The organism is Denitratimonas organivorans, assembly GCF_037478135.1.
GTDB lineage: Bacteria > Pseudomonadota > Gammaproteobacteria > Xanthomonadales > Xanthomonadaceae > Denitratimonas.
On record NZ_JBBHDV010000001.1, the window covers coordinates 498,652 to 517,863 of the forward strand.

At 65.7% G+C, this 19,212-nt stretch carries 16 protein-coding genes; 11 read left to right on the forward strand and 5 right to left on the reverse strand.

The genetic code is table 11. The features are described from left to right. Nucleotides 1-7: 7 nt before the first annotated feature. Nucleotides 8-193: a DUF2065 family protein gene (locus tag WDB66_RS02130; protein ID WP_339396771.1), complete on the forward strand. Its 186-nt coding sequence runs from the start codon at nt 8-10 to the stop codon at nt 191-193. A gap of 191 nt (nt 194-384) precedes the next feature. Continuing rightward, entirely contained in the window at nt 385-834 is a 450-nt protein-coding gene (gene azu / locus WDB66_RS02135; RefSeq protein WP_339396772.1) for an azurin, read from the forward strand. A gap of 145 nt (nt 835-979) precedes the next feature. On the opposite strand, the gene WDB66_RS02140 is transcribed toward azu, so the two are convergent. Continuing rightward, nucleotides 980-1,939: a LysR substrate-binding domain-containing protein gene (locus WDB66_RS02140; protein WP_339396773.1), complete on the reverse strand. Its 960-nt coding sequence runs from the start codon at nt 1,937-1,939 to the stop codon at nt 980-982. 184 nt (nt 1,940-2,123) lie between these two features. On the opposite strand from WDB66_RS02140, the gene WDB66_RS02145 reads away from it, so the two are divergent. From WDB66_RS02145 to WDB66_RS02160, 4 genes are all read left to right on the forward strand, one after another. After that, nucleotides 2,124-3,173, forward strand: a complete 1,050-nt coding sequence (locus WDB66_RS02145; RefSeq protein WP_339396774.1) for a DmsE family decaheme c-type cytochrome — start codon at nt 2,124-2,126, stop codon at nt 3,171-3,173. Between the two features lie 15 nt (nt 3,174-3,188). After that, nucleotides 3,189-5,726: an MtrB/PioB family outer membrane beta-barrel protein gene (locus tag WDB66_RS02150; RefSeq protein WP_339396775.1), complete on the forward strand. Its 2,538-nt coding sequence runs from the start codon at nt 3,189-3,191 to the stop codon at nt 5,724-5,726. Then, a complete protein-coding gene (locus tag WDB66_RS02155; RefSeq protein ID WP_339396776.1) occupies nt 5,723-6,418 on the forward strand; it encodes a c-type cytochrome in 696 nt (231 codons plus the stop codon). Before WDB66_RS02150 ends, WDB66_RS02155 begins: the two co-directional genes overlap by 4 nt. A gap of 88 nt (nt 6,419-6,506) precedes the next feature. Further along, nucleotides 6,507-9,839 (forward strand): PAS-domain containing protein, encoded by a 3,333-nt coding sequence (locus WDB66_RS02160; RefSeq protein WP_339396777.1) that lies wholly within the window; start codon nt 6,507-6,509, stop codon nt 9,837-9,839. A gap of 6 nt (nt 9,840-9,845) precedes the next feature. Here WDB66_RS02160 and WDB66_RS02165 read toward each other — a convergent pair whose 3' ends face one another. Then, the gene (locus WDB66_RS02165; RefSeq protein ID WP_339396778.1) at nt 9,846-11,078 is read right to left on the reverse strand and encodes a patatin-like phospholipase family protein; all 1,233 of its coding nucleotides are present in this window, start codon (nt 11,076-11,078) and stop codon (nt 9,846-9,848) included. Nucleotides 11,079-11,197: 119 nt separating this feature from the next. Here WDB66_RS02165 and WDB66_RS02170 point away from each other — a divergent pair, with 119 nt between their 5' ends. Continuing rightward, the gene (locus tag WDB66_RS02170) at nt 11,198-11,995 is read left to right on the forward strand and encodes a DUF8198 family protein (RefSeq protein ID WP_339396779.1); all 798 of its coding nucleotides are present in this window, start codon (nt 11,198-11,200) and stop codon (nt 11,993-11,995) included. Here WDB66_RS02170 and WDB66_RS02175 read toward each other — a convergent pair. Further along, a complete protein-coding gene (locus tag WDB66_RS02175; protein ID WP_339396780.1) occupies nt 11,971-12,246 on the reverse strand; it encodes a polyhydroxyalkanoic acid system family protein in 276 nt (91 codons plus the stop codon). The two genes, WDB66_RS02170 and WDB66_RS02175, sit on opposite strands and share 25 nt — an antisense overlap. Nucleotides 12,247-12,418: 172 nt before the next feature. On the opposite strand from WDB66_RS02175, the gene WDB66_RS02180 reads away from it, so the two are divergent. From WDB66_RS02180 to WDB66_RS02195, 4 genes are all read left to right on the forward strand, one after another. Further along, complete coding sequence (locus tag WDB66_RS02180) at nt 12,419-13,306, forward strand: FHA domain-containing protein (protein ID WP_339396781.1); 888 nt, start codon at nt 12,419-12,421, stop codon at nt 13,304-13,306. Between the two features lie 186 nt (nt 13,307-13,492). Next, complete coding sequence (gene prfB / locus WDB66_RS02185) at nt 13,493-14,563, forward strand: peptide chain release factor 2 (protein WP_339396782.1); 1,071 nt, start codon at nt 13,493-13,495, stop codon at nt 14,561-14,563. Between the two features lie 152 nt (nt 14,564-14,715). Further along, nucleotides 14,716-16,242 carry a lysine--tRNA ligase gene (lysS, locus tag WDB66_RS02190; RefSeq protein WP_339396783.1) on the forward strand — a complete coding sequence of 509 codons (1,527 nt, stop codon included), beginning with the start codon at nt 14,716-14,718 and terminating at the stop codon, nt 16,240-16,242. Between the two features lie 203 nt (nt 16,243-16,445). Next, nucleotides 16,446-16,604 carry a hypothetical protein gene (locus WDB66_RS02195; protein WP_339396784.1) on the forward strand — a complete coding sequence of 53 codons (159 nt, stop codon included), beginning with the start codon at nt 16,446-16,448 and terminating at the stop codon, nt 16,602-16,604. 182 nt (nt 16,605-16,786) lie between these two features. Here the strand turns inward: WDB66_RS02195 and WDB66_RS02200 are convergent, their stop codons facing one another. Further along, nucleotides 16,787-17,722 (reverse strand): class I SAM-dependent methyltransferase, encoded by a 936-nt coding sequence (locus tag WDB66_RS02200; RefSeq protein WP_339396785.1) that lies wholly within the window; start codon nt 17,720-17,722, stop codon nt 16,787-16,789. Beyond that, nucleotides 17,719-19,134, reverse strand: a complete 1,416-nt coding sequence (locus tag WDB66_RS02205; RefSeq protein ID WP_339396786.1) for an FAD-binding oxidoreductase — start codon at nt 19,132-19,134, stop codon at nt 17,719-17,721. The genes WDB66_RS02200 and WDB66_RS02205 overlap by 4 nt, the downstream gene beginning before the upstream one ends. Nucleotides 19,135-19,212 lie beyond the last annotated feature (78 nt).

Consider the following 19,212-nt stretch of genomic DNA (forward strand, 5'->3'; position numbering starts at 1 on the left):
CCTGACGATGTCGGCCGATCTGCTCGCCGCGTTGTGTCTGGTACTGGTGCTGGAAGGGCTGCTGCTGTTCGTTGCGCCAGGCGGCTGGAAGCAGGCGATGGCGCAGATGCTGGAGCGTCCCGAGCGCGAGCTGCGGATCGCCGGCGCGGTGATGATCGTGCTGGGGCTGCTTGCGTTGCAGTGGGTGCGTTGAGGCCGCTTCGGGCCGATTCAAGCCGCCTGCGTAAACCGCGATGCAACACGAACGGCACTACAAACTGAATAGGCCGGCACGCGCCTGACCTGGATCAAACCAATCGCAACACTTTTGAAGGAAAATGACGCCACGGTGGTCGAGGTACGTTGCCCCGGCGCCCGCGTTCCCAACTATCGAGGAGTTCTGACATGATCCGTTCCGCCCTGCTTGTCGCCGCTGCGTTGCTGATGTCCACGCAGCTTCAGGCCAAGACCTGCGAACTGTCGATCGATTCCACCGACCAGATGACCTTCACCAGCAACGAGCTGAAGGTCGATGCCGATTGCACCGAAGTGAAGCTGACGTTGAACCACGTCGGCAAGATGGCCAAGAACGTCATGGGCCACAACTGGGTGCTGACCAAGACCGCCGACTACATGCCGGTGGCACAGGACGGCATGAAGGCCGGTGCCGACAACGACTATCTGGTTGCCGACGACACCCGCATCATCGCCCACACCGCGCTGATCGGCGGTGGTGAATCCGATTCCGTGACCTTCTCGCTGGAAGGCCTGGAAGCCGGTGGCGACTACACCTTCTTCTGCTCGTTCCCGGGCCACTGGGCGATCATGAAGGGCAAGTTCGTGATCGGCGGCTGACCGCTCCGACAGCGCCTTCAGTATGAAAAGGCCGTCGACCTCCGGGTCGGCGGCCTTTTTCTTTGGTTCTTTGCGGCCGGTGCCGGTGGCATTGATGCTGCGGCATTCTTGCCCGCAGCCGGTTCTCCGGCGTGCCTTGCAGGTGTCAGTCCCGCGTCAATTGCATGCGTGAGGGAGCGGGTGCATCGCCCACCGCATGGCGGATCTGCGACGGCAATCCCTCGCTCAGATGGTCCAGAAAACAGCGCGCGGCCCGGCTCAGGCCGTGGCGCGATGGGTAGGTGGCATACAGATGCATGGTGCCGCCCTGATGGCCGGGCAGCAGGCGCAGCAGGCGCCCCTGTGCGATCTGGGCCATGCACAGGCTGGTGGGCAGCAGCGCGACGCCGATGCCGGCAATCGCGGCGTCCATGGCGATCAACGGATCGCTGCACACCAGGCGCGGACGGTGATTGATGGTGCAGGCGGTTTCATCGGCATCGAACAGTTGCCAGGCCGCGTGGTTGTCGCCGCTGACCTGCAACGCGACGCTGGCCACGCCTTCCAGCTCGGCGGGCGTCTGCGGCGCGCCCAGCGCGTGCACCAGTTCGGGCGAGGCCGTCAGCCAATGGCGGTCAAGCGTGAAGGCGCGCACGATGGAGCGCGAATCCTCGATCTGGCGGCGGATTTCCAGCACCAGATCGTAGCCTTCGCTGATCAGGTCGATATCCTGGTCATCGCGGTAATCGGCATCCAGCACCAGTTCCACTTCCGGGTATTCCCGCAGGAACGAGGGCACCAGCGGCATCAGCACGCGCTGCGCGAACAGTACCGGACACAGGATCTTGAGCCGGCCGCGTGGCGCATCGCGCGCCTCTTCGATCATCGCGCGGGCGCGGGCGACTTCCTCCAGCACCAGCTGGCAATGCTGATGGAATGCCAGGCCCAGTGGCGTGACCTGCATCCGGCGCGTGGTGCGCTGTATCAGGCAGACGCCGAGTGTTTGCTCCAGCCGGTTCAGATGCTGGCTGAGCAGCGACTTGGTGACGCCCAGCTGGCGCCCGGCGGCACTCAGGCTGCCGGCATCCACGATCGCCGCGTAATAGCGCAAGTCATTGAGATCCAAGGTGATTCGCGTCTTCTAGAAAGAGGGTTGCACCCATTGTCGTTGGATTGTTCTTGTTTTTGAACAATGTTTTCAGAATTTTACTCTTTGCTTCACGTTCAGCTTCGGCGAGACTGCTGTCACAGCTCTGAACAGAGCAGCCACGTTTCGCGATGTGAGCCCCAGCCATCGCCAGGGAGAAAGCATGAGAGCCTTGTCCGCCAAGCTGATTGGCCTGCTGTTGCCGGGCCTGCTGCTGTTGGGTCCGGGAATTGCCACGGCACAGACCGGGCTGCCGTCCACGCACTTCTCCGTCGAGGATGATCTTTCGGCGGATGAGATGTCGCTGCAGCGCTATGCGCCGGGCGCGCCGGGATTCGCGCACGCGCCGTTGGCACGCAACCCGTTGGCACCCGACGCCAGCGCCATTGGCCAGGCCACCTGTGAAAGTTGCCACACGCTGGAAACCGAGCACTTCTCGCATACCGTGCATGCGTTCGGGATGGATGCGGCGCGGCGTGCGAATCCGGCCACGCATACCTGCGAGGCCTGCCATGGCCCCGGCTCCGAACATGCGATTGCACCGACCACGCCGGGCAAGATCATCGCCTTCACCCACGCCGGCGGCAGCGAGGTGGCGACCCAGGCCGCGGCCTGCCTGGGCTGTCATGAGGGTGGCCCGCGTGACCACTGGCTGGGTTCGATCCACCAGCGCAACGATGTCAGCTGCAGCGATTGCCACAACCCGATGGCCAAGTTCTCGGCCGAAGGTTTGATGGTCAAGCAGTCGATCAACGAAACCTGCGCCACCTGCCACCGCGACATCCGCTCCCAGTTCAACCGCCGTTCGCATATGCCGTTGCCAGAAGGGCAGATGGCCTGCGCCGATTGCCACAACCCGCACGGCACCTTGAACCCGTCGCTGATGAAGACCGACACGGTCAACGAGACCTGTTACCAGTGCCATGCGGAAAAGCGCGGCCCGTTCCTGTTCGAACATGCGCCGGTGCGAGATTCCTGCCTCAACTGCCACACCCCGCATGGGTCGAACCAGCATGCGCTGCTGGTCGCGCCGGTACCGATGCTGTGCCAGCAGTGCCATTCGCATGTGCGCCATCCCAACGACATGCAATTGCCCGGTGGCTTGGCCAGTGGTCCGTTCCCGGATGAGCGCCTGATCGCGCGTGGCTGCCTGACCTGCCATGCCCAGGTCCACGGCTCGAATCACCCTTCAGGCCCGCGCCTGCACAAGTGACGGAGGAGACACACGATGATCCCTCTCAAGAATGCCGCCTTGCCTGTGGCGCTGCTGGCCGCCTTGTGTGCCGGTCCGGTCAGCGCCCAGGATTCGGGCACCGGCATCGATTTTTCCTTCGGCACCAAGCTGGATCCCAGCAGCGGTGCCGCCCGCAACGATTGTGATCCACGCGGTACCAGCTGGCTGTCGGATGAAAACCGTCGTACTCCGAGCGGCGTGCTGTATGTGTGCTCGCCCGAGGTGGTGCAGACCGCCGTCGGCGAATGGCTGCGATCGGGCAGCCTGAGCGCGGGCTGGCTGCTGACTGGCGGTGCCACCGGCTCGCCCAATTGGCTGCGCTACAGCGACTGGGACGGTGGCTTCGTGCTGGGCTTCCTCGGGCTGGAATTCCTGCGGCCGCACGATGGCACCTATGTCGAGGTGCGCGGCAGCCATGTCAGTTCGCGCAACCGCTATGTGAAGGCCACAGTCGGGCGTGCAGGCAAGTACCGGGTCGAGGCCTTCGCGCGCTCGACGCCGAATGTGATGAGCACCAGTGCGCGTTCGATCTGGGACGGCGTCGGCAGCCACCAGTTGACCCTCGTGGATGGCCTGACCCCGGCCGGCAGCAGCGTGGAGCAGGTGGCGCAGGCTTCGGCCGCCGCCACCCCGATGCGGCTGCAGGTGACGCGCGACAAGCAGGGCTTCGGCGTCAACTACTTCTTCGACCGGCGCTGGACCGCGTACTTCAGCGGCACCAACGAAACCCGCGAAGGTGCGCGCGCGTTCGGCGGTCCGTTCTTCTTCAACTATCCGTTCCCTGCCAACGGCGGCATCTACGAAACCCCGCGCCCGATCGATGACAGCACCGTCAATCTCAATGGCGGCATGCGCTTTGTCGGGGACGTCTGGCGCATGGATTTCGCCTACAGCGGTTCGTTCTACCGCAGCCGGCATGAAGGCTTCACCTACGAGAATCCGTTCGCGCTGTGGTCGGTGGTGCCAGGTGCGATGTCGATCTCGCCGCTGGTGGGCGAATTCGCATCCGAGCCGGACAACGACTACCACAACCTGCGCGCCACGCTGACGCGCAAGCTGCGGATGAACGGCGAGCTGTCCCTCACCGCCGCCGGTGGCGCGATGAAGCAGAATGACCGTCTGCTGGCGCCGATGAACTGCGTCGGCTATTTCGGTATCGACACCACCGAGCTCGGGATTCCGGGCGATCCGTACCGCTTCAACTGCGCCGACTGGAACACTGCGGCGGCATTGTCACGGCAAAGCGCCGACATGCGCATCGATACCGGCAGCGCGGCCGCCAACCTGGTGTTGCAGCCCAGCAATCGCACCACCTTGCGCGCCAATGCCAAGTACCGGCGCGAGGATTACCGCAACACCTATCTGGCCTACAACCCGCTGACCGGCCAGTACGGCTACGTCGCGGAAAACGGTGCCCAGGGCGGTGTGGTGCCGGGTGAAATGGGCATCTGGGACACCGGCCTCAACGCCCATGTGCCGGCCCGCATCCTGAGCCTGCCGCTGGACAAGGAAACCCGCGAAGCCACGTTCGGCGCCGACTTCCGTCCGAACCGCCACAACACCTTCGGCATCAGCTACAACTGGACCCAGGTGGAACGCAGCAACCGCGAGCATCGCAAGGTCGAGGACCATGCGCTGAAGCTGACCTGGGTGAACCGCAGCCTGGATCTGGTCAACTTCCGCGCCAATTACCAGTACCTGGACCGCAGCGGCGACGACTACAACTTCAACCCCTACGAATTCACCTACTCCGGCAGCCTGCCGGGCAATGAAGTGGCACATATGCCGCACACGGTGGAGGAACTGCGCAAGTACGACGTGGGCGGGCGCGAACAGCACAAGATGACCTTCATCACCAGCGTCGTTCCGACCGAAACCATGAGCCTGAACGCGACCCTGCGCGGCGACTGGAACGACTACGACGCCGAACTGGGGCGCCAGTCCTACGATACCTACGGCATCAGCCTGTCCTGGGACTGGCAACCTTCGCCATACACCACTGCGAGCGCCTACGTGGGCTGGGATCGCGGCACGCTCGGCGTGGCCAACGTCAATGATGCCGGCACCGAACCGAACGATCCGAGCCTGGGCGGCGCGGTCTATCCCGAAGCCAACCGCTGGTGGCTGGATGACAGCTTCACCAACCGCAACGCCGGTGCCACTTTCACCCATGATTTCGGACGGGTGAAACTGGATGCCTCGTGGAACTTCACCCATTCGCGCAACATCACCGATTACCGCTACAACTCCGCCAGTGCGCTGGCCTGGCCGACGCTGGCCGAATCCGATCTGGCCGGACGTTTCCCGCAGATGACCTACCGGCTCAACACCTTCGGTGTGAGCCTGCTGGTGCCGCTCAAGGAGCGCTGGTCGCTGCGGCTGTTTGATACCTACGAGCGCGGCCAGATCACCGATTGGCACTACAACGGGCTGGAGAACGGCCTGGTGATCGACCACCGCGTGTATCTGGACAGCGGGCCGGTGGGCTACAGCGCCAACCTGGTCGGCGTGATGCTGGAGGTGCAGCTGTGAACGCTCTTGTCAGGATGACGCTGGCTCTCGGGCTGGCATCGGCGGCGCCGCTGGCGCTGGCCGCTTCGCTGGATGTCATCGACCTGCGCCGCCCGCCGGTGGTCAATGGCGACCCGGTCGCCGGCAAGGAAAAGGCCCAGGTCTGCAACAACTGCCACGGCGCCGACGGCAAGGCGCCGGTGCCGAACTTCCCGAGCATGGCCGGGCTGCCGGAAAGCTATCTGTACTGGAAGCTGGTGGCGTTCAAGGAATCCTCGCGCACCGATTCGATCATGACCCCGCTGGTCACCGCCAACACGCTGGAAGACCTGCGCGACATGGCCGCGTTCTACGCCCGGCTGCCGCTGGAAGCACCTTCGCCGCTGACCCCGGAGCCGGTTGACGAAGCCGTTCTGGAGCGCGGCCGCCAGATCTACATGGCCGGCGATCCGAAGCAGGGTGTACCGGCCTGCCAGGGCTGCCATGGGCCGGAAGGCAAGGGGCCGACCGAACCGCATCGCCCCTACCAGGACAGCTGGCCGCCGCTGTATGGGCAGCAGGCGATGTACGTGGCCGAACGTCTGACCAAGTTTCACGACGGCTACGCGATCGACTCCTCGATGGACAAGATCATGGAAGGCGTGGCGCAGAACCTGACGCCGGAGGACATCGCGGCACTGGCGGCCTTCGTCGAACGCCTGGACGGCCGCTGAGTTTTTCGCGAAGGGCACGGCGCAACTGCGCCGCGATGCCTGACCGGGTAGGCTCGCGTTCTTTCCGGCCACCCGTTGCTGCGATGCCATGCTGACCGATTCCGTTGTCGTCCTCGCCAGCCTGGCATGGCTGGGCCTGCTGTTCGGCGCGGCGCTGTGGGGCGAGCGCCGTGGCTGGAAGCTGGACCGCCACTGGGGCACGGTCTACGCACTGTCGCTGGCGGTCTACTGCACCTCGTGGACCTTCTACGGCACCGTCACCCAGGCCGCACGCTCGGGCTGGCCGTTGCCGCCGACTTTCGTCGGTACCATCCTGCTGTATGTGTTCGGCATTGGTCTGCTGCTCAAACTGATCCGTCTGGCTCGAGAGAACCACAGCAGCTCGATCGCTGATCTGATCGCGACCCGCCTCGGGCGCAACTCCTGGTTGGCGGCCGCCGTGACCGCAGTCGCGCTGCTCGGCCTGATTCCCTATATCGCGTTGCAGCTGAAGGCGGTGGCGATGAGCTACGGCCTGCTGACGCGCGCGGCCGAGCTGACCCCGCCCGCCTGGGGCGACAGTGCGCTCTACGTGGCGCTGGCGATGGCCTTGTTTGCGATGCTGTTCGGTACCCGCAGCGCCTCGGCAGCCGAGCACAACCGCGGGCTGGTGCTGGCGGTGGCGGTGGAGTCGCTGTTCAAGCTCGGGGTGATGCTGACCCTGGGCCTGTTCGTGGTGTTCGGCCCGAACTGGCCCGCGGCCGAGCTGCAACCGGCGCCCGATGGCGCCAGCGGATTTCCCGCGCTGGTGCTGCTTGGGGTGCTGGCGATGTTCACCCTGCCACACCAGTTCCATGTCGGCGTGGTGGAGTGCCGCGACGAGCGCCATGTGTTCACCGCGCGCTGGATGTTCCCGCTGTACATGGTGCTGATCGCGCTGCCGCTGCTGCCGCTGGCGCGGGTCGGGCTGGAAAAGCTGGCTCCGCTTGGCGTGCCCTCGGATCTCTATGTGCTGGCATTGCCGTTGTCCGAAGGGCGTGGCGGGCTGGCGCTGCTGGCGTTTCTCGGCGGCCTCAGTGCGGCCACCAGCATGGTGATCCTGGCGACCTTGTCGTTGAGCCTGATGATCGGCAACCACTGGCTGGCGCCGCTGCGGGTACGCGGTGCCTGGGGCCAGCCCGGCGGGCCGAGCCGGCGCGGCGAGGTGCTGCTGCAGCGGCGCTTGGGCATCCTCGTGGTGGTGATCCTGGCCTGGGTTTACAGTCGTGCCATTGCCGGCAGCGAGGCGCTGGCGGATATCGGCGCGGTATCGTTTTCCGCGCTCTCCACGATCGCGCCGGCGCTGGGTTTCGCGATGTGGCGGCCGCGCACTTCGCCGATGGCGGTGCTGGCCGGCTTGCTGCTGGGCGTGGCGGTGTGGATCTGGGTATTGCTGTTGCCGACGCTGGCGCCGGCGATTTCACGCGATACCGGCTGGCTGCTGGAAGGCCCGTTCGGCATCGGTTTCCTGGCGCCGGACGCGTTTCTCGGGCTGAGCGGCTGGAGTCGGGTGCTGCGGGCCGTGCTGGCCAGCCTGGTGTTGGCGACGCTGCTGACCTGGTTGCTGGATCGGCTCTGGTGGCGGGCGCCGCGACGCGATGGCACCCGCCTGATCCCGCGTGAGGCATTGAAGGATCTGGCGCTGCGCTTCCTGCGCCCGGCCCGGATCGAACAGTTGTTCGCCGGCGCCCCCGAGGGCGTGCTGAGTGGCGCGGCGCTGCAATACGAGGTGGAGCGCGAGCTGGCGGCGGTGCTGGGAGCGGCTTCGGCGCGGCTGCTGCTGGACACCGCCCGGACCGATGTCGGGCCGGACCTGGAAACCGTCGCGACCATCGTGGGCGAAGCGTCGCAGGTATCGCGCTTCAACCAGCGTTTGCTCGAGGCGGCGCTGGAGAACATGACGCAGGGCATCAGCGTGGTGGATCGCGAGCAGCGACTGGTGGCGTGGAACCGCCGCTACGCGGAGATGTTCGGGTTTCCGCCCGACTTGCTGCAGGTCGGGCAGCCGGTCGAATCGCTGGCACGCTGGGCCCTGCAGCGCGGGTTCGGCAACGGCAGTGGTGCGCAGTTGGAGGACGCCATCGGCCGCCGCGTAGCGCATATGCGTGCCGGAACCCCGCACCTGTCCGAGCGGCGCTTTCCGGACGGCAGTGTGGTCGAGATCCGTGGCAATCCGATGCCCGGTGGCGGCTTCGTCGCAACGTTCACGGATGTCACCGCGTTCCGCCACGCCGAGGCTGAGCTGAAACTGGCCAACGAAACCCTGGAACTGCGGGTCGAGGAACGCACCCGTGAGCTGGATCTGGCCCGGCTGCTGGCCGAGCGCGCGAACGAGGCCAAGAGCCGTTTTCTTGCCGCGATCAGCCACGATCTGTTGCAACCGTTGCACGCCGCGCAGCTGTTCGCGCATGCGCTGGATGAACGCATGACGCACGAGCAGTACCGGCCGTTGCTGGGCAATCTGCGCGGCGCACTGGGCTCGACCGAGGCGCTGCTGGGCGGCTTGCTGGACATCTCGCGGCTGGATGCCGGAAGACTCCAGATCCAGCACCAGGACTTTCCGCTGGCACAGGTGCTCGAACCGATGGTCGCCGAGTTCCAGGTCGTTGCGGCCGAAGGCGGCATCGCGTTGCGCCATGTGCCGACCACGGTCTGGGTGCGTAGTGATCCGCAGCAGCTGCGCCGGATCCTGATGAACTTCACTTCTAACGCGGTGCGTTACACCGAACGCGGCCGCGTGCTGGTGGGGGTGCGGCGGCGCGGTGGCCTGCTGCATGTCGAGGTGTGGGACAGCGGCCCGGGCGTGAGCGAGCACGAACGGCGCGCCATCTTCGACGAGTTCCGGCGCGGTGACGATGCGCGTGGCCAGGGCCTTGGCCTGGGGTTGGCGATTGCCGAGCGCATTGCGCGCCTGCTCGGGCACCCGCTGCAGCTGCGCAGCTGGCCGGGGCGCGGCAGCATGTTCTCGGTTGCCGTGCCGCTGGTGCTGGCGGGGCGGGCGGCGGCCGTGATCACATCCCCCCCGCAGACCGCCGTTTCCGATGTGCCGCAGGGGCATGCCCTGGTGCTGGACAATGAGGCCGTGGTGCGCGAAGCGATGCAGGAACTGCTGCGGGGCTGGGGCTGGCAGGTGCACGCGGTCGCCAGCATCAAGGAAGCCAAGGCGCTGCTGGCCCGGCAACCGGTCGATCTGCTGTTGCTGGATTACCACCTGGACGCTGGCCGCACCGGACTGGATGCCTGGCGTGCATTGGCCAGTACCGCGCCCGCGATCCTGATCACCGCCGACCGCAGCGAAGCGGTCAAGGAGGCGGTCGAGGCCGCCGGGCTGGTACTGCTGTACAAGCCGCTGCGCGCACTGGCGCTGCGTTCGGTGATGCGCAAACTATTTGCCGGTCGCTAGCCCGGTTCAGGCCTTGCGTTCGCGCAGCAGCGCCTCGACGTCATCGAGCGCGCGCACCAGACGCGCGGTGGTGTCGTTGATGCGGCGCGGCGGGGCCGCCAGGCTGGTCGCCAGGCTGTGGTCCGGATCGTCCAGCACCTCGCGCCGCAAGCTCAGTCCGTGGCGTGCCAGCAGCGGTGCCAGTTCGTCGTGGCGCTGGCGCAGGTCTGCGAGCGTGGCGTTGTAGGCGAAATCGCAGACATCGGCACGCACGCTGTAGCTGAAGGCGTTGGTGAAGAACATGTCGCCATCGCGCGGGCTGGGCTCGAACACGATCTGGTCGATGTCGTCGTATTGCTGCGCATGGCGCTGCATGCCGACCTGCATGCGCGATTGCAGCAGGGTGCGGAAAGTCTGCGACAGCACCATCGGCAGGCCGCCGCTGGACAGGCGCGGGGTGCGGCCACCGCGCGGATCGCGGGCGCGGCTGGCGTCAACCGGCACCAATGGATTCAGGCCGATGAACAGGTCGATGCCGGCATCGAACGCCATCGAGGCATGCATCGTGCGGCGCAGCGCACCATCGACGAACTGGCGACCGTTGATTTCCACCGGCGGATACAGCGCCGGCAGCGCGGCACTGGCCTGGATCGCGCGCGAGATCGGCACGTCATCCCAGCCTGGGCCGCCGAAGCGCACGGTGTTGCCGTTGTCCAGATCCACCGCGACGATGTAAAGCAGGCGCTTCAGCTCGCGGAAATCATCAGTACGGCCGTGGCGCGAATAGGCGTCTTTGAGGAAACGCGCGATCTGTTCGTTGTCGAACAGCCCGGTCGGCACCAGCGCGCCGAAACGGCCGAGCGTATCGCCCAGATGGAAGCTGCGCGGGTGCAGCAGGGTGTCACGCCACCACTTCCACAGCAGGCCGGGCGCGGCGCCCAGGCGTTTGGCGTATTCGCGCAGCGCCGGACGCACGAAGATGTCCGGATCAAAGCGCACATCGTCGGCATCGCCGGTGATGAAGATCCGGCACAGCTGTTCGGTATCGATGCGGTTGGCCAGACTGGCGGCCAGGAAGGCGCCGGAACTGACTCCGACATAGACATCCAGCGCGGTCAGGTCGAGCCCGTCGATGGCCTGATCCAGCGCACGCAGTACGCCCATTTCGTACATGCCGCCGATCGGCCCGCCGCCGGCAATGGCAATGCCGATGCGGGACTGGCTGGGGCGCTGACGGCTGGCAGGTTGCAGGAGCAGCATGCGGCACCTTGCAGGATCGGACGAAGGTTCCGATTCTAACCGAGCCACCACCGAGCACATCCTCGATACCGCTCTGGCAGCATGTCCGGCACTGCGACCGATCCGTGGAGGCAGCAACGATGGCACGCCGTGCCAAATCCCAGCGTGGTGCCGAGCAGCGTGGTGGTGAGCGCGGCGTCGAAAGCCGTCTGCTGCACCTGCTTCAGGCCAACCGGCGCTGGCGCGATCCGGAGTTGGAGCCGCGCAATCTCTCGCCCTGGTTGCTACCGCTGCAGCGCTGGCAGGCGGCGCGGCTGACCGAATCGTTCGCCGATTTCTCGGCCGCGCCGGATACGGCTGCGGCCACGGACTTCTTTCTTTCCGATCTGTACGGCGATCACGACGTCAGCGCGCGCGACCGCGGCGTGGAGAAGGTGATGCCGATGATGCGCCGGCTGTTGCCGGACGAACTGCTGCATACCGTCGCCGATGCGATCGAGTTGGCAGTGCTGTCGCATGCCTTCGATCTTCGTGTGGCGCAGGCGCTGGAAACCCTGCTGCCGACCGATGCCGAACTGGACGCGGCCACCTACGGCAAGGCCTACCGCATGGCCGGCCTGCCGCGCCTGCGGCACCGCCAGATCGCACTGATCGCGACCATTGGCATGGCGCTGGATGCGGCGGTGCGCAAGCCGTGGCTGGCGCGGGTGCTGCGCATGTCGCGGCTGCCGGCGCGCGCGGCCGGGTTGTTGGATCTGCAATCGTTTCTGGAGCGTGGCTTTGCCGCCTTCGCCGGGATGCAGGATGCGCAGGGCTTCATGCAGGAAATCGCGCGGCGCGAAGGTGAGGTGTCACGGCGCCTGTTCGCGGCCGATCCGCAACCGTTCCGGCGGGTGCGGAAAAGCCGCGCGGCTCAGGCGAACTCGCGTTCCAGATAACGCTGGATCTCGCTTTCGATCGGCCCGCGCAGTGCCGACAGCAGGAAGCCCAGATTCACCAGCACATGGATTTCCTCTTCCAGCACACGGATCTCGCCGTTGACGCCGCTGCGGGTGAATTCCAGCGTATCGCCGTGCCAGGCCACGCCCACATCGAAGCGCTGCTGGATCTTTTCGGCCACTTTTTCCACTGCGCTGCGGGCCTGCTTGCGGCTCTTGGTGTGGGGGTGCTGGATGTCGATGCTGGCCATGGCGGGCGTCCTGGAAAGGGTCGGGTGGCGCAACGGCCACGGATTCAGGCTGCGATTCTGTCCGGATTGGCATCGCTCATGCCAGCCCGGACTGGTCGCCCATGCGCGTACGGTGCCGAATCGTATCGGGTCCGGCTCTGATAAAGTTCCTTCACTTGCGGGAGGAAGCCGAATGCGTCTGGTGTTTGCCGATCCAGAATCCGGGGAAGTTCCACTGCGTCCGGGCGCGTTGACGCTGGGCGCCTCCGGTGAATGCGATATTCCGCTGGGCGGTGCCGGCTGGTTGCCGCATCACGCCAGCATCATCGTTGATCCACAGCGCGGCTTGTGGTTGCAGCTGGAGCCGGGGGCCGCGATGGCGCACGTCAATGCGCGCCCGGTGCGTGAATGCGCGATGCTGCGCGCCGGCGACATTGTCAGCCTGGGCAGCGTGCAGTTTTCGATCTGCCTGGGACTGGGCGAGGAGCTCTCCGTCGAGCAACTGCCGCCACTACGCAACAATGCCGAGCATGCGGCCAAGGCCGACACCGCCGAACGCGTGGCCGCGACACGGGCGGTGCTGCGTGGCATCTCCGGGCTCTATCACGGCCGTACTTTTCCGCTGGTCGACGACGTGCTGCTGGGCAGTGGTGCCGGGGTTCCCATCCGGATCGAAGCGCCAGGCATCGCCGCGCAACATTCGCGCTTCGAACTGCACCGCGACCGCATCGTGCTGCGCGCCGAGGCGCCGGGCAATGTGCTGAAGGTCAACGGCATGCCGGTGGAAAACACGATCCTGCACCCGGGCGACCAGATCACCGTGGACCAGCATCGCTTTGTCGTGGAGGCGCCGGGTCTGCCGCCACGCGGGGTCGGCAGCTTCCGGCCACGGCAGCGTCCGATCACCCAGGCCGTGCCGCCGCCTGCGCGGGCGGAAGCGGAAATCGCCGATACGGCGACCGCGTCAGCCTCGCAGTCGCCAACCCGGCCCGAATCCCGCTTCCACGCCTGGTGGCTGCTGGTGGCCGCCACCGCGATTGCGCTGGTGCTGGCCGCGATCCTGCTGTACGGGCCGCGCTGAGACACGGCGCACAGGCCTTGCCCGGCACCTGCCGACGACAACTGCCAGCGCGCGGCATGAGACGGAGGTTTCTTACCGTCCGGTGACTTCCGGGTTAAGATTCCTGTCCGTTTCCGCAATGCAGCATCACCATGATCGAGCTCAACCCCATCCGCTTCCAGATCGAAGACCTCACCGAGCGCCTGGATGCGCTCAGGAGGTATCTTTGACTTCGACCACAAGGTCGAACGCCTGGAAGAAGTCACCCGCGAGCTGGAAAATCCGGACATCTGGAATGTGCCCGAACAGGCCCAGGCGCTGGGCCGAGAACGCGCCAGCCTGGACAAGGTCGTCGGCGGACTGCAACGCATCGGGGAAGGGCTGATCGAGGCCACCGAACTGCTGGAACTGGCTGAATCCGAAGACGATGACGATACCGCGCAGGCCGTCGCCGATGACGTGCAGCGCTACGAAACGGAACTGGCGCAGCTGGAATTCGCGCGCATGTTCAGCGGCAAGATGGACAACGCCGCCGCCTTCGTCGACATCCAGGCCGGCGCCGGCGGTACCGAAGCCCAGGACTGGGCCGAAATCCTGCTGCGCATGTACCTGCACTGGTGCGAAGACCGTGGTTGGAAGACCGAGCTGCTGGAAGCCACTGGCGGCGAAGTGGCCGGCATCAAGTCCGCCACGCTGCGGGTAGAGGGCGACTACGCCTACGGCTGGCTGAAGACCGAAACCGGCGTGCATCGTCTGGTGCGCAAGAGCCCGTTCGATTCGGACAACCGCCGCCACACCAGCTTCACCTCGGTGTTCGTGTCGCCGGAAGTGGATGACGACATCGAAATCGAGATCAACCCGGCCGATCTGAAGACCGACGTCTACCGCTCCTCCGGCGCCGGTGGCCAGCACGTCAACAAGACCGAATCGGCGGTGCGCATCACCCACGTGCCGACCGGCGTGGTCGCAGCCTGCCAGACTGAGCGCAGCCAGCACGCCAACCGCGACCGTGCGATGAAGATGCTGAAAGCGCGCCTGTACGAACTGGAACTTCAGAAACGCAACGCCGAGCGCGATGCGGTGGAAGCCGGCAAGTCCGACATCGGCTGGGGCAGCCAGATCCGCAATTACGTGCTCGACCAGAGCCGCATCAAGGACCTGCGCACCGGCATCGAACGTACCGACACGCAGAAGGTGCTCGACGGCGATCTGGACGAGTTCGTCGAAGCCGCGCTCAAGGCCGGGCTGGATGCCGGCGCCAAACGTATTGATGCGTGAGAGAAGCAGGGATTGGGGAGTGGGGATTCGGGAATGGTAAAAGCCGAAATCTTGCGCACCCCTCGCTTTCCCGAATCCCCAATTCCGACTCCCGAATCCCAGCTTTTAAGCCGAATCCCCAATCCCGACTGCCTAATCCCAGCTCTCAAACCATGACCAACCAGACCGCCACGCCCCCGTCCGCCGACGAGAACAAGCTGATCGCCGAACGCCGCGAGAAGTTGCGCGCGATCCGGGGCCAGGGCATTGCCTTCCCCAACGATTTCCGCCGCGAACACTTCGCCGGGGATCTGCAGGACGAATTCGCCGATGCCGAACGCTGGGATGCGCCGGCGCTGGAAGGGCTGGAGCGTGAGGTCAAACTCGCCGGCCGGCTGATGGCCAAGCGCGTCATGGGCAAGGCCAGCTTCGCGCAGATCCAGGACGAATCCGGCCGCATCCAGGTGTTCCTGCAGGCCAACGCCCTGGGCGAGACCTACGACGCGTTCAAGGGCTGGGATGTGGGCGACATCATCGCGGTTTCCGGCAGCCTGACCCGTACCCGCACCGGCGAGTTGTCGGTCAAGGCGCAGCAATTGAGGCTGCTGACCAAGAGCCTGCGCCCGTTGCCGGACAAGTGGCATGGGCTGGCCGATGTCGAACAGCGTTACCGCCAGCGCTATGTCGACCTGATCGTCACGCCCGAGGCGCGCGCGGTGTTCATTACCCGCAGCCGCATCGTGCGTGCGATCCGCAACTGGCTGGATGCACGCCGCTTCCTCGAAGTGGAAACGCCGATGATGCAGATCATCCCCGGCGGCGCCACCGCCCGGCCTTTCGTCACCCACCACAACGCGCTGGATATCGATCTGTACCTGCGCGTGGCGCCTGAGCTGTATCTGAAGCGTCTGGTGGTCGGCGGGCTGGAACGGGTCTACGAGATCAACCGCAACTTCCGCAACGAGGGTGTGTCTACCCGGCACAACCCCGAGTTCACGATGCTCGAACTGTACGAGGCCTATGCCACCTACAACGAGATCATGGACCTGACCGAAGGCCTGATCCGTGACACCGCGCAGGAAGTGCTCGGCACCACGCAGGTGGAATGGGAAGGCGTGCAGATCGACCTCGGTCCGGCCTTCCGCCGTTGGCGCATGGACGAGGCGGTGCGCCACCACAACCCTGAAATCAGCGTTGCCGACTGCACCGACCGCGACGCGCTGGCGCGCCATTGCGAGCGTCTGAAGATCAAGTTCAAACCGTCCTGGGGCTGGGGCCGCCTGCTGCTGGAAATCTTCGAGGCCACGGTCGAACACACCCTGATCCAGCCGACCTTCATCACCCAGCACCCGGTGGAAGTCTCGCCGTTGGCGCGGGCTTCGGATACCGAACCGGGCTACACCGACCGCTTCGAGCTGTTTATCAACGGCAAGGAAATCGCCAACGGTTTCTCCGAGCTCAACGACGCCGAAGACCAGGCTGCACGCTTCCGCGCCCAGGTCGAAGCCATGGAGGGTGGCGACGACGAAGCCATGCATTTCGACGCCGACTACATCCGCGCGCTGGAATACGGCATGGCACCGACCGGCGGCCTCGGCATCGGCATCGACCGCCTCGTGATGCTGCTGACCGGCAGCGACTCGATCCGCGACGTGCTGCTGTTTCCGTACATGCGACCGGAAGCGGGTGGGCCGGGCTGAGGCAGTGGCGTGACGTAGGTGTTGGCCGGAATCAGTCGCTGTGTGCTTCCCGGGCTGATGGCGGCCGCTGAAAACCCCACTCGCCTGCAACTGCCTCTCCTCCTGTCGTGAAGCTCGTGGGCGCGAACGGGAAAATTTCACTGGGCACACAATACGCGGGACGCCAGGTATTGCTGGAAGAGCAAGAGCCTGGGGTATGGCTGGTGCCTACTGCCACGGCGATTCCCGGCAACGAGCGCTGGCTGCACGCTCCGCAGGCGGCTGCGGCGTTGGAGGATGCGCTGAACTGGGCGGGTGCTCATCCGGCCAGCGACATGCAGGCCGACAAGGTGTTGCAGCGCCTGCGCGATGAAGTGCCGTGAGCGACGCCGAAGTCGCCGTTCGTCTGGATCTCAACAACCCGGTCTTCCGGCGCGATCTGTTCGGCCTGCAGAAGACCGAGCGCCATGCCGCGCTGGATACGTTGGGCAAGTTGCGCCAACTTGCCTGGCAGCAGGTGTACCGCGACAAGCGCTTGCGCTGGGAGAAGATCGTCACCGTCAAGTCACCAGCAGGTGTTGCGGCGCTTTACAGCTTGCGTATCACTCAGGCTCGCCGTGCGGCGGCCTATCGGGATGGCGACTTCATCCGGCTGTTGTCCATTCCACCCGACCACGACGCCACTTGCGGCAAGAAGTGAGCGATGGCTTGCGGCGATCAGGTATTCGCCAAAACCCGCACCATCCCATGCCGCGTCGACCACGTAGCCGCTGCGTTGCAGCAGGCGCGACAGGCGTTCGGGCGGCAAACGCCAGCGGAACGGTTCGCCGTGGCGCAGCAGCCAGCTGTCGCGCAGTGGCTGCGGTTTTGCGAAGCCGCGACCATTGCACTTGGACGGTTGCAGGGCCGAGAACAACAGGCGCGGTGGCGACGGTAATTCGGAAAGATGCCGGAGCAGGCGTAACAGTGGGCGCGGCGGCAGGTACATCAGCAGGCCTTCGGCGATCAGCGTGGCCGGGGCGGACCGGCAGAGACGCAGCAGGCGTTCGGCATCGCCGGGCAGGTGTAGTGCTTCGGTGTTGCGATGCGGCGCGTCGATCAGCCGACGACGCAGCGCGAGCGTGTCGGAGTGATCGGTTTCCACGCAGGCAATGTCCGGGCGGTGCGTTTGCAAGGCGAGGGCGAGCGCATCAAAACCCACGCCCAGCCAGATGGTCCGATGGTCGTGCGGCAGTGTCAGAAGGTGCTGCCACAGCCATGCCTTGCGCTGGCAGTGATGTGCGGCCAGGCCGGGCAATGCCACGGATTCGAGGGCATGCAGCAACGCTCGTCCTGCAGCGTGGCGTGCGAGCCAGCCGGATAGACGCCAGAAGCCGCCCGCCGCAGCGAGCGCCGTATCGGCCAGCACTCTGGAATCGGGCGGCAAACCGTGGCGTGTGCCTTCGCGCGCGACTGAAAGCGCGACCAGCAGGGCGGTCGCGCTGGGGCGTCCGTCGATCATGCCAGCGTTCCCGCCAGATGCCGATACCAGTCGCTGACCAGCAGGCCATCGGGGTCGTGCACCTGCTTGGCAGCGAGGAAGGCGTCGATGCGTGGATAGGCGGCGCGCAATTGGTCGGCGCGGGCGTGGCGGTGATAGGTGAGATAAAAGCTGCCGCCGAACGAGAGCGCGTGGTCGATCAGTCGCTGCATGTCTTCGCGTGCGCGGCGCTGACCGTCGGCGTCGTGGCGCACGTGCAGGTTCAGCACGATGCAGGCCCAGTCCTGCCGTGCCCACGCCAGCACGGTTTCGCGATCCTGCCGGATCAGGCGAACGGTGCCGTAGATCACGTCCACGTCGTGTCGGCGGCAGTCCTCGGCGAGCGTGGTGAGCATCGCGTCCAGCGCGGTCAGCGGCACGTATAGCTCGGTTATCAGTTCCGATCCGACATGCCCGAGGCAGCGGTCGATGTACTCGTGGTAGCCATCCAGGTACACGCCGAACTGGTGGTCGTCGCTGCCGTAGTGCTGGCCGTCACTGGAAAGATAGAACTGGCTGTAGCGGCGGAAGGCTTCGCTCTTGTCGGTGTGCGCCAGATGCAGCAAATCTTGCCAGTCGGAGGTTTCCAGATGCAGCGCGGCGGGCGGTGCGGTGTCCCGACTCAAGGGCAGGTAGCAGGCGAACACGCCCAGATCGAGGTAGTCCGGGCTGCGCGGGTCGATGGCGAACTGGAAATCGCCGAAGCGCGCACCATCGTTGCGCGCCTGTGAGAATGCGGCGGCCAGTTCCGCGCGGCGCAAAAGGCACACGCGGCGTTGCAGCACGCGGCGTGGTTCCAGCCTCAGCGTCAGGTCGGACACCACACCGAACAGGCCGTAGCCACCGATGGCGAGTGCGAAGCGTTCCGGATCGCTGTGGCGGTCGATGTCGTGGATGCGGCCTTGTGGATCGACCAGGGTGAAGCGTTCGATGTCGTTGACAAACGGTGGGCGGTCGAGGCCGCGCCCGTGGATGTTGGCGGCCAGCGCACCACCGAGACTGAAATCGTCCGCGCCGGTCTGTTTCTGCCGAATCGCCCAGCGGCTGCCCGCCGCATCGGGAGATTGCTTGTCGAGAAACTGCTTGAGGTACGGCCAGCGTGTACCGGCGGCGACGCGGATCAGGCCGCGTCCGGCATCGAAATCCAGTACGCCGGTCATCCTGCATGTATCGAGCAACCATTCGCCCTGCGCGAATTGCTGGCCGCCCATGGCGTGCTGCGCACCGGCAATGGCGATGTGGCGGCGCTGGCGCTGCGCAGCATCGAGGCAGGCGACCACGCCGCCGGCATCGGCCGGTTGCAGCACGCGGGCGTGGCGGGTGGGATTGAGGCGGCTATGCACGTCGTTGCGCTCGCAGGCGTGCGCAACGGGCAGGAAGGCAGGCAGGTTCATGGGCGCTCCATCGGTGGGGTGCGCCGAGAAAACCGGTATTGGTGGCTTGATGCAATGCCATGAAAAAAGTAGCGTATG